This window comes from Mycobacterium colombiense (assembly GCF_001665835.1).
GTDB lineage: Bacteria > Actinomycetota > Actinomycetes > Mycobacteriales > Mycobacteriaceae > Mycobacterium > Mycobacterium colombiense_A.
Genome location: NZ_LZSX01000005.1, coordinates 17,237 through 27,704 on the forward strand (window position 1 = coordinate 17,237; position 10,468 = coordinate 27,704).

Annotated in this window: 7 protein-coding genes and 1 tRNA gene; 3 read left to right on the top strand and 5 right to left on the bottom strand. The window is 71.3% G+C overall.

Going from position 1 to position 10,468, the window contains the following annotated elements; all coding sequences use genetic code 11:
• Positions 1-40 precede the first annotated feature (40 nt).
• The 4 genes from nrfD to selD all read right to left on the bottom strand — a co-directional run bounded on the left by nrfD (position 41) and on the right by selD (position 6,501).
• Positions 41-1,126 (bottom strand): NrfD/PsrC family molybdoenzyme membrane anchor subunit, encoded by a 1,086-nt coding sequence (gene nrfD / locus A5760_RS01165; RefSeq protein ID WP_064877266.1) that lies wholly within the window; start codon positions 1,124-1,126, stop codon positions 41-43.
• Positions 1,123-2,106: a 4Fe-4S dicluster domain-containing protein gene (locus tag A5760_RS01170; protein WP_064877259.1), complete on the bottom strand. Its 984-nt coding sequence runs from the start codon at positions 2,104-2,106 to the stop codon at positions 1,123-1,125. The genes nrfD and A5760_RS01170 overlap by 4 nt, the downstream gene beginning before the upstream one ends.
• Positions 2,081-5,419: a formate dehydrogenase gene (fdh, locus tag A5760_RS01175; RefSeq protein ID WP_155764156.1), complete on the bottom strand. Its 3,339-nt coding sequence runs from the start codon at positions 5,417-5,419 to the stop codon at positions 2,081-2,083. The genes A5760_RS01170 and fdh overlap by 26 nt, the downstream gene beginning before the upstream one ends.
• Positions 5,420-5,499: 80 nt before the next feature.
• The gene (gene selD, locus A5760_RS01185) at positions 5,500-6,501 is read right to left on the bottom strand and encodes a selenide, water dikinase SelD (RefSeq protein WP_419538205.1); all 1,002 of its coding nucleotides are present in this window, start codon (positions 6,499-6,501) and stop codon (positions 5,500-5,502) included.
• A gap of 45 nt (positions 6,502-6,546) precedes the next feature.
• Here selD and A5760_RS01190 point away from each other — a divergent pair.
• From A5760_RS01190 to A5760_RS01200, 3 genes are all read left to right on the top strand, one after another.
• Positions 6,547-6,641: transfer RNA gene (locus A5760_RS01190), tRNA-Sec, on the top strand.
• Between the two features lie 18 nt (positions 6,642-6,659).
• Positions 6,660-7,952 carry an L-seryl-tRNA(Sec) selenium transferase gene (gene selA, locus A5760_RS01195; RefSeq protein ID WP_064877262.1) on the top strand — a complete coding sequence of 431 codons (1,293 nt, stop codon included), beginning with the start codon at positions 6,660-6,662 and terminating at the stop codon, positions 7,950-7,952.
• Positions 7,940-9,646 carry a selenocysteine-specific translation elongation factor gene (locus tag A5760_RS01200; RefSeq protein WP_064877263.1) on the top strand — a complete coding sequence of 569 codons (1,707 nt, stop codon included), beginning with the start codon at positions 7,940-7,942 and terminating at the stop codon, positions 9,644-9,646. The genes selA and A5760_RS01200 overlap by 13 nt, the downstream gene beginning before the upstream one ends.
• On the opposite strand, the gene A5760_RS01205 is transcribed toward A5760_RS01200, so the two are convergent.
• Positions 9,630-10,094, bottom strand: coding sequence for a GatB/YqeY domain-containing protein (locus A5760_RS01205; protein WP_064877264.1), 465 nt, complete (start codon positions 10,092-10,094; stop codon positions 9,630-9,632). The genes A5760_RS01200 and A5760_RS01205 overlap by 17 nt on opposite strands.
• Positions 10,095-10,468 lie beyond the last annotated feature (374 nt).

Sequence of the window (10,468 nt, forward strand, 5' to 3'; positions counted from 1 at the left end):
CGGAGTACCCGGCTGCTGCGGGCGCAAACGACCCGGGCGCTCAGTCCGCGGTGGTGATGGAGTCCCCGGTGACGCCGGCCGCCCGGCGGGCGGCGAGCCTGCGCTTTTGCGGCTCGATCGTGTACCGGGGGTCGCCGGCCGATTCCTTGCCCGCCTCGAAGAAACCGAACCGCAGCAGCGCCGACGCCGTCAGCAACGTCAGGCCGGACAGGGCGGCGACACCGCGGTGCCGTCCGCCCAGCAGCGCGCCCAAACCCCCTGCGGCGGCAAGCCATTCGCTGGCCGACAGCAGCCGGCCGGGTGTGCCGTGGTGCAGCGGTTCCCGGGTCACCGGGTCCATCCGGTACTCGGTGAACCTGGCGGAGATCAGATCGCCGACCGCGCCGATGACGGCCAGCTTGCGGGCGGGCCCGGCCTCGGCGACTCCGGTGGTGATCATCGCCAATCCCGACGCGGCCAGGCTCGCCGAGCTGACGAACACGAACGGCAGGTCTCGATACGCGGCGTTCCACGTCGGGGTCGCGGTGTCGGTGAGCAGCACCGCGGTGTAGACGGCCAGGGGCGCCGCGAAGACGGCGGCTTCCAGTCCGGCCGGTCCCTCCACGGCGCGCAGGACGGGACGCAACGGGCCCAACGGGATTCGCTCGCCGGTCATCCGGTCCACCTCGGAGGCCGCGGCGACGCCGATGCCGGCGGAGAAGAAGCTGAGGATCCACGAGCCGATGCTCATCGGCGAGGTCAGCTTGACCGTCCGCAGCATGTTGACGAAACGCTCGGGCCGGCCCAGGTCCTTCACCAACGCGACGGCGCCGAGCGACACCGCGATCAGGGCGGACAGCCTGGTGTTGCGGCGCAACGTGTTTCGCCCGGTGAGTTGGGCGCCGGCCGCCAGCAGGCCGGACCCGCCGGCGACACCGCCCAGGAACAGGTACGCGGCCACTTCGTGTCCCCACGGGGCCGGCTTGACCACCGGACGTCCGTAATACGAGGTGAATTCGGCGTCGGGGACCATCGGCATCTCGCGTGACCCGTCGCCGCCGCCGCGGCGGCCCGCGCGCCTGCCTTTGCGGCGCCTGCCGCCCTGGGGTTCCGGCGGGCGGAAGCTGTCGAATTCCGAGGTGCTCATCGGCTGCTCCAGAATGCCCACGCGGCCGCGCCGACCATACCGGCCGCGGCCATGCTCGCCCGCTTGAACATGGTCTTCAGGTCGGCCGTGCATACCCGGGGATCGGGCGGCAGGCCGTAGACCTCGGGTTCGTCGAGCAGCAGGAACACCGACCCGATGCCGCCGACGCCGTCGTTCTCGTTGGCACCGTAAAGCCTTGCCTCGGTGCGGCCCTCGGCGTGCAGCTGCGCGACGCGCTCGCGCGCCTGGGTCACCAGCTCGTCGTGATTGCCGAACTTGATCGACGTCGTCGGGCAGGTTTGGGCGCACGCCGGCACCTGATCCTCGACCAGGCGGTCGTAGCAGAGCGTGCACTTCTGCGCGACGCCGGTGACGAATTCCTCTTGCGGCTTCCCTGGGCGCTCCACCGGCGTCGCGTACGTGCCGTCGCTGCGCCGTTCGACCACGCCGAACGGGCATCCCGCCACGCAGGTTCCGCAGCCGTTGCAGACGTCATGCTGCACCACCACGGTGCCGAATTCGGTGCGGAACAACGCGCCCGTCGGGCAGACGTCCAGGCAGCCGGCGTGCGTGCAGTGCTTGCACACGTCCGACGACATCAGCCAGCGGAATTCCGGGGTGTGCAGCGGCTGCGAAATGGGCTCTGGTTCCCCGGGTTTCGCAGCACCGGGAATGGCGGGCATGCCGAGATTGACCAGGGCGCGCCCGGATGCGCGCGCCTCTTCGATGCGGTCGCGGTCCTGCTCGATGAAGGCCACGTGCCGCCAGGTGCTGGCGCCCAGCGCCCCGGTGTTGTCGTACGAGGACCCCAGCAGCTCGAGGTCGCCGTCGCGCGGGTTGCGGTTCCACTCCTTACACGCCACTTCACAGGCCTTGCAGCCGATGCAGATCGAGGTGTCGGTGAAAAAACCCTTGCGCGGCTTGGCATCCGCCCAACCGGCAGCCGCGGCCGGCTCAGTCGGTCCGGTCAGCTGGCCCATCGGCCCTCCTCGTGTCCTGCGATCCCACGATGTCCCAGACCGCGTCGTCGACCCGTATATTGCCGGTCTCGGTGGTGACGCCCGAGCGTGATTGGTATTCGGCGATCAGGCGCAGCAGCTTCTCGCCGTGCGGGCGGCGGCCCGGGCGGATGTCGCACGAGCCGGCCTTGGACTCCTGGATCTGCACGTTGGGATCGAGCGTCACGCCGAGCAGGTCGTTGGCCGCGTCGCCGCTGACCACCGCGTCGCTGCCCACGCCCCAGTGGTACGGCAGCCCGATCTGATGCACGGTGTGGCCGTTGATGGTCAGCGGGCTCATCCGCTTGGTGACCAGCACCCGGGCCTCGATCGCGGCGCGCGGCGAGATGATGGTGGCCCACCCGTAGGGCTCGAGGCCGCGTTCGGCGGCCAGTTCCGGGGACACCTCGCAGAACATCTCCGGTTGCAGCTCCGACAGGTACGGCAGCCACCGGCTCATGCCGCCGGCGGTGTGGTGCTCGGTGAGCCGGTAGGTCGTGAAGACGTAGGGGTAGACCTCGGCGCCGGGGTCACCGGCGCTCGGTGCGCTCAGGTTGTCCTTGCGCGGGAACGTGATTCGCGCCGGATTGCGCTGCTGCGGGTAGAGCGCGTTGCTGACCGGTGACTCCTGCGGCTCGTAATGCGTGGGCAGCGGTCCGTCGACCAAGCCCTTCGGCGCGAACAGCCAGCCCTTGCCATCGGCCTGCATGATGAACGGGTCGTCCCCGGCCAGCGCGTCGGGACCACCCAGCTCGGGATCGGGCCGGCTGCCGGGCGCCCGGTCGGCCACGAAGTCCGGCACGTCGTAGCCGACCCAGCGGTTTTCGTCCGCGTCCCACCAGACGTAGCGCTTGCGTTCGCTCCACGGCTTGCCCTCGGGGTCGGCCGACGCGCGGTTGTAGAGCACCCGCCGGTCGGCGGGCCACGCCCAGCCCCACTCGGATTGGCTCGGTGAGTCGCCGCCGTGCGGCACCCGGCGCGCGGCCTGGTTGGTGGCGTTCGCGTACACCCCGGTGTAGATCCAGCATCCGGCGGCCGTCGACCCGTCGGCGCGCAGCTCGGTGTAGGAGGTCAACGGTTTTCCGGCGTCGGCGCCGCCGGCCCGATACCCGTTGACCTCGGCCAGCACCGCTTCCCCGTCGGGTTCGCCGTGCTCGTCGGTCGGGTAGTCCCACGTCAGGTCCAGCAGGGGCCGGTCGCGCTCGTCGGTCGAGCCGGCCAGCCGTTGCCGGATCCGCTTGCCGAGCTCGAAGAAGAACTGCAGTTCGCTCTGGCACTGGCCCGGCGGCTCGACGGCCTTGTGACGCCATTGCAGCAGTCGCTGGGTCTGGGTGAACGATCCCGCCTTCTCGACATGCGTTGCGGCGGGCAGGAAGAACACCTCGGTCTCGATGCCCTCGGTCTTGAGTTCGCCCGACGCGATCTCCGGCCCGTCCTTCCACCAGGTGGCCGATTCGATGAGGTTGAGGTCGCGGACCACCAGCCACTTGAGATGCGACATGCCCAGGCGCTGCATGCGGCCGTGGGCCGAACCCACCGCGGGGTTCTGCCCGAGTAGGAAGTAGCCCTCGACCTCGTCGTCCAGCATCCCCATCACGGTCTGGTAGGTACCGTGCGGGCCGGTCAGCCGCGGCAGGTAGTCGTAGGCCCAGTCGTTGTCGGCGGTGGCCGCGTCTCCCCACCACGCCTTGAGCAGGCTGACGGTGTAGGCATCGGCGTTGGCCCAGAAGCCTTTCTGCTTCTTGGAGCCGATCGCGTCGAGGTAATCGGCGAAGGTGTCGTGCATGCCCGCCTTCGGCATCGGCAGGTAGCCGGGCAGCAGGTTGAACAGCGTGGGGATGTCGGTGGAGCCCTGGATGGTCGCGTGACCGCGCAGCGCCATGATGCCGCTGCCGGGTCTGCCGACGTTGCCCGTCAGCAGTTGCAAAATTGTTGCGGTGCGGATGAATTGGGCACCCAGGGTGTGCTGGGTCCAGCCGACGGCGTAGGCGAAGCAGGTGGTGCGCTCGCGCCCGGAGTTCTCCACGATGGATTGGGCCAGGTAGTCGAAGTCCTCGCGGCTGATACCGCAGACGTCCTTGACCATCTCCGGGGTGTAGCGGGCGTAGTGGCGCCTGAGGATCTGGAAGACCGTCCGCGGGTGCTGCAGGGTTTCGTCGCGCTGCACCCGGGCGTGCGGCAGCGCTGGGCCGCCGCTGCCGTGCTCGTCACCCGCCGCGCTCTGCGACGCGGTGGCGCCATGCGGGTGGCCGATGGCGGGCGACTCGGTGGCGTCCTCCGGCTCTGCATAAGCCCAACTCGACGTGTCGTACTGCCCGGTTTCGGGGTCGAATCCGGAGAAAATTCCGCCGAGATCCTCGGTATCCCTGAAGTTTTCGTTGATCAGGGTGGCGGCGTTGGTGTATGCGACCACGTACTCCTTGAACCACAGGTCATTGGACAGGATGTGGTTGATCAGCGCGCCGAGCAGCACCACGTCCGAACCGGCGCGGATCGGGATGTGCCGGTCGGAGACCGCCGAGGTACGGGTGAAGCGCGGGTCGACGTGGATCACCCGCGCGCCGCGGGCCCTGGCCTCTTCCACCCACTGGAACCCGACCGGGTGGCACTCGGCCATGTTGGAGCCCTGGATGACGATGCAGTCCGCGTTGGCCATGTCTTGCAGTGATTGGGTGGCGCCGCCGCGCCCGAAGGAGGCTCCCAGACCGGGAACCGTTGCGCTGTGTCAAATACGAGCTTGGTTCTCGATCTGAATGGCGCCCGCGGCGGTGAAGAGTTTCTTGATGAGGTAGTTCTCTTCGTTGTCCAGGGTCGCGCCGCCGAGCGCGGCGATGCCCATGGTGCGGCGCAGCAGGTTGCCCTTCTTGTCGATGTCCTGCCAACTGTTTCGGCGTGATCCCACGAAGCGGTCGGCGATCATGTCGATCGCGGTGTCCAGCTCGAGCGGTTGCCATTCGGTCGCCCGGGGCGGCCGGTAAAGCACCTGCAGTTGCCGCCCGGGCGAATTCACCAGCTGCTCGCTCGCAGAACCCTTGGGGCACAACCGCCCTCGCGAGATCGGCGAATCAGGATCACCCTCGATCTGGACGACCCGCTCATCCTTGACGTACACCCGCTGCCCACAGCCCACGGCGCAGTACGGGCAAACGCTCTGCACGACGCGGTCGGCGGTGGTGGTGCGCGGCGTGATCGCGCGGGTGCGTTTGGACGTCACCGCAGAGCCGCGGCCGAGCTTGTCTGTCGACCGCAACTGGCGCAGGACGGGCCATTCCAAAAAGACTTTGCGCAGGGCCATGTCCTCACCCTAATGGCGATCGCAAGCGCGGCGAAGCCGGGCGCAGCGGGTCGCCATGGACCCTAGTGCGATCGGCCCGCTCAGCGCACCACGATGGTGTGCTCGCCGCGCGGCACCAGCTCGCCGATGACCGGCGCCCCCGGAATCTCCCCGGCGATCAGCAGCCCACCCGAGGTCTGCGCGTCGGCGAGCAACAAGGCGTCGTCCTGGCCCACAGCCGACAGGTCGACGTGCGGCACGACCCAGTCGAGGTTTCGCCGGGTGCCGCCGCTGACATAGCCGGCCACCAGCGCCTCCCGCGCGCCGTCCAGGTAGGGCACCGCCGCCGAGTCGATCACCGCCGTCACTCCACTGGCCCGTGCCAGCTTGTGCAGATGTCCGAGCAGCCCGAAACCGGTTACGTCCGTGGCACATTCGACGCCGGCCGCCAGCGCCGCGGCGGCCGCCTCGGCGTTGAGCGTGGTCATCACGGCGATCGCCTCCTCGAAGCGCTCGCCGGTGGCCTTGTGCCTGTTGTTCAGGACGCCCACACCGAGCGGCTTGGTCAGCGACAGCGGAGTTCCCGGCCTGCCGGAATCGTTGCGCAGCAGTCGGTTTGGATCGGCGATCCCGGTGACCGCCAGGCCGTACTTGGGCTCGGGGTCGTCGACGCTGTGGCCGCCGGCCAGGTGGCAGCCGGCCAGGCCGCACACGTCCAGCCCGCCGCGCAGCGTCTCGGCGGCCAGCTCGAACGGAAGCACCTCGCGCGGCCAGCCCAGCAGGTTCACCGCGACCACCGGGCGCCCGCCCATCGCGTAGACGTCGGACAGCGCGTTGGTGGCCGCGATCCGGCCCCAGTCGTAGGCGTCGTCCACCACCGGGGTGAAGAAGTCGGTCGTCGCGATCAGCGCCGTACCGTCCTGGATGCGGACCACCGCAGCGTCGTCGCCGTTGTCCAGGCCCACCAGCAGCTCCCCGACCGCGTCGCGCGGTGGGTTGGATCCCAGCCCGCGAACCACCTCCTCGAGCTCACCGGGCGGGATCTTGCAGGCGCAGCCGCCGCCGTGGGCGTATTGAGTCAGTCGGTACGTCACGGTGTCCATGGTGCCCGCGCCGCGAAGGCTGCGACAATTGGCGCCATGGCTGAAGGAGGCGTGTCCGGTCTGGTGACCGGCGCGGTCTTCAAAACCGTCGAACGGCAGTCGCTGCCGTTGGCGGGTTCAATTCCCGTCCGCCTCCGCCATGCTCTTTCGGGCCCGACATGAGCGACCCCCGCCGACGGGTGCCCGGCACCGACACGCTGCTCGCCGATCCGCGGCTGGTCGCGGCGCAGCGGGTGCTGGGCCGCGACCTGGTGAAGTCGGTGATCACGGCGGCCCAGCAGCGGGCGCGGGCCGGCGAGATCGCACCCGAGCAGGTCGCCGAGCACGCCGTCGCCGCGCTTCCCGCCACCGCCTCGAGCCTGCGGCCGGTCATCAACGCCACCGGCGTAGTCGTGCATACCAATCTGGGGCGCGCCCCGCTGTCGCGGGCCGCGCTGGACGCGGTCGTCGCCGCCGGCGGGGCCACCGACGTCGAGTTCGACCTGGCGACGGGCCGGCGCGCGCGCCGCGGCCGGGGTGCGCTGGCCGCGCTGGCGGGCGCGGTCCCGACCGCCGGCGGCGTGCACGTCGTGAACAACAACGCGGCCGCGCTGCTGTTGACCGCCATGGCCCTGGCCCCCGGCAAGGAGATCGTGCTCAGCCGCGGCGAACTCGTCGAAATCGGTGACGGGTTCCGCATCCCCGAGCTACTGGAATCCACCGGATCGCGGCTGCGCGAAGTCGGCACCACCAACCGCACCAGCCCGCGCGACTACACCGAGGCGCTCGGGCCGCAGACCGGTTTCGTGCTGAAGGTGCATCCGTCCAACTTCCACGTCAGCGGCTTCACCTCGGCCGTCGACGTCGCGACGCTGGCGCCGGAACTGCGCGGGCTCGGCGTACCGCTGGTGATCGACATCGGGTCCGGCCTGCTGTCGCCGCATCCGGTGCTGCCCGACGAGCCGGACGCGACATCGATGCTGGCCGACGGCGCGGACCTGGTCACCGCGAGCGGGGACAAGCTGCTGGGCGGGCCGCAGGCCGGGTTGCTCTTCGGCCGCGCCGAGCTGATCGAGCGGATCCGCCGCCATCCCGCCGCGCGCGCCCTGCGGGTCGACAAGCTGACGCTGGCGGCGCTGGAGGCGACGCTGCTGGGGCCGCCCCCGCCGGTGGCGCAGGCGCTGGCCGCCGATGTCGAGCGGCTGCGCGCCCGGGCCGAGTCGCTGGCCGCCGGGCTGCCCGGGGCCGTGGCGGTGGACTGCGTCGCGGCCATCGGCGGCGGCGGGGCACCCGACGTCGAATTGCCCAGCGCCGCGGTGAGCCTGCCCGAGTCCTATGCCGCCGCGCTTCGCCTCGGCAGCCCACCCGTCGTGGGCCGCCTGGAGGGTGGCCGGTGCCTGCTCGACCTGTGCACGGTGGCGCCCGAGGATGACGAGCTGCTGGCCGCGGCGGTACGGGCGTGTTCGTCCTAGCCACCGCCGGACACGTCGATCACGGCAAATCGACTCTGCTGCAACGGATTACCGGCATGTGGCCGGATCGGCTGGCCGAGGAGCGGCGCCGCGGCCTGACCATCGATCTGGGCTTCGCGTGGACCGAGCTCGGCGGCCGTCAGCTCGCTTTCGTCGACGTGCCCGGCCACGAACGGTTCGTGGCCAACATGCTGGCCGGCGTCGGCGCGGTCCCTGCGGTGGTGTTCGTCGTCGCGGCCACCGAGGGCTGGATGCCGCAGTCGGAGGAACACCTGGCCGCCCTGGACGCGCTCGGCGTCCGCCACGGGCTGCTGGTGATCAGCAAGGCCGACCTCGCCGATCCGGGTCCGGCGGTCGCGCAGGCGTCCGAAAGGCTTGTCGCCACATCACTTGCCGGCATTCCCGTGGCTGTTTCCACCGACCTCGACCGGGTGCGCGCCGAACTGGTGGCGCTGACCGACCGGCTGCCCGCGCCGGACCCCGGCGCCGACGTGCGGCTGTGGGTGGACCGCAGCTTCACCGTGCGCGGCGCGGGCACCGTGGTCACCGGCACGCTGGCCGCCGGCACGGTGCGGGTGGGCGACGAGCTCGAGCACGCCGGGCGCCGCGTCATCACCGTCCGTGGGCTGCAATCGTTGGGCCGCAACCATTCCGAGGTCGGCGCGGTGGCCCGCGTGGCGCTGAACCTGCGTGGCGTCGACCGGCACGGCATCGGCCGCGGGGACACCGTGCGCACGCCGGGGGCCTGGCTGGACACCGCGGAGATCGACGTCGCCCTGCGATCGGCGGACACGCTGCACCGCCAGCTCGTGCTGCACATCGGGTCGGCGGCGGTGCCGGTGCAGGTGCGCCGGCTGGGACCCGCGGCGGCGCGGCTGCGGCTCGCCAGGCCCCTGCCGCTGCGCGTGGGGGACATCGGGTTGCTCCGCGACCCCGGACAACACCGGATCGCGGCGGGAGTCGAGGTGCTCGACGTCCGCCCGCCCGGGCTGCGGCGCCGCGGCGCGGCGCGGGCGCGCGCCGAGGAACTGGCCACCGGCGAGGTGGCCGCACCCGACGTCGCGCGCGCCGCGGAGCTGCGCGCCATGGGTCTGCCGCCGCGCGGGCAGCGGGTGGGCGACTGGGTGGTGGACCCGCGGTGGTGGGCGGCGCGGCGCGAGGACGCGACCGCGGCGGTGCGGCGCTGGGCGGGCGATCACGACATCGCGGCCGGCATGCCGCTGGAGACGTTGCGACAACAGGTCGGGCTGCCCGCCGCCGACCTCATGCCCAAGTTGCTGGAGGGCACGGGTCTGGAGGTGGCCGACGGGTTGGTCCGGCCGCCCGGGGCGGGCCTGCCGGCCCGGGTGGACAAGGCCGTGCGCACGGTCGAGGAGTGGCTGGCCGCCGAGCCGTTCCGGGCGCCCGAGGCCGATGAGCTGGCCGGGCTGAAGCTGGGCCCGCGCGAGCTGGCCGCGGCCGTGCGGGCCGGGCGGCTGACGCGGATCGCCGACGGGGTGGTGCTGGGACCCGACGCCCTGGACCGCGCCGCCGGCGTGCTGGCGGCGCTGCCGCAACCGTTCACCGTCAGCGAGGCGCGCCGCGCGCTGGGCACCACCCGGCGGGTGGCGGTGCCGCTGCTGGAACAGCTCGACGCCCGGCGCGTGACGCGCCGCGGCGACGACGGAACCCGGGTGGTTACAGCCGCTCTTTGACGGCGGCCGAGAGGCGGGCGCCGTCGGCCTTGCCTGCGGCGATCGCGGTGGCGGCCTTCATCACCATGCCCATCTGTCTCATCCCCGGCCGCTCGCCGATCTCCTCGGCGACCTGCGCGATCGCGGTGTCGGCGACGTCGGCCACCTCGGCCTCGGTGAGCGGGGTGGGCAGGTACTCGTCGATGATCCTGCCCTCGGCGTGCTCGCTGGCGGCGAGCTCTCCGCGCCCGTTCTGGGTGTAGATCTCCGCGGATTCGCTCCGCTTGCGGGATTCCTTGGCCAGCACCTTGAGGACTTCCTCGTCGGTGAGGTCCCTGGCCTGCTTACCGGAAACCTCCTCGGTCTGGATCGCAGCCAACAGCATGCGCAGGGTGGCCGTTCGCAACTTGTCCTGGGCCTTCATCGCCGCGGTCAGGTCGGTCCGGATCCGGGATTTGAGTTCCGCCATGCCTGAGACGCTACGCGTCGGGCGGGGGGTCAACGTTGTGAAATGCCCCGGCCGCCGACAGGATGGAGCCCATGACGAACGACGCGCGCGGCTGCAAAGGCCGCGGGGTTCGGTGAGCGCGCCGCCGCCTGGTTATCCGGCTGGTCCGCCGCGGGCATCCGGCCCACAACCCGAATACGGTCCGCCACCGGGCTACGGCCCGCCACCGGCATACGGCGCCCCGCCGACGTACGGCCCGCCGCCGGGGTACCCACCCCCACTGTCTCTTATACACATCTCCGAGCCCACGAGACTGCAGCTAATCGCGTTTGCCGTCTTGTGCTTGAAAAAAAAAAAGGGGGGGGGGGGGGGGGGGGGGGGGGGGGGGGGGGGGG

Coding starts and splice junctions, on each gene's coding strand:
- selD (WP_419538205.1), bottom strand. CDS start 6,501: ATGGACACCGTGACGTACCGACTGACTCAATACGCCCACGGCGGCGGC.
- A5760_RS01170 (WP_064877259.1), bottom strand. CDS start 2,106: ATGGGCCAGCTGACCGGACCGACTGAGCCGGCCGCGGCTGCCGGTTGG.
- A5760_RS01205 (WP_064877264.1), bottom strand. CDS start 10,094: ATGGCGGAACTCAAATCCCGGATCCGGACCGACCTGACCGCGGCGATG.
- nrfD (WP_064877266.1), bottom strand. CDS start 1,126: ATGAGCACCTCGGAATTCGACAGCTTCCGCCCGCCGGAACCCCAGGGC.
- selA (WP_064877262.1), top strand. CDS start 6,660: ATGAGCGACCCCCGCCGACGGGTGCCCGGCACCGACACGCTGCTCGCC.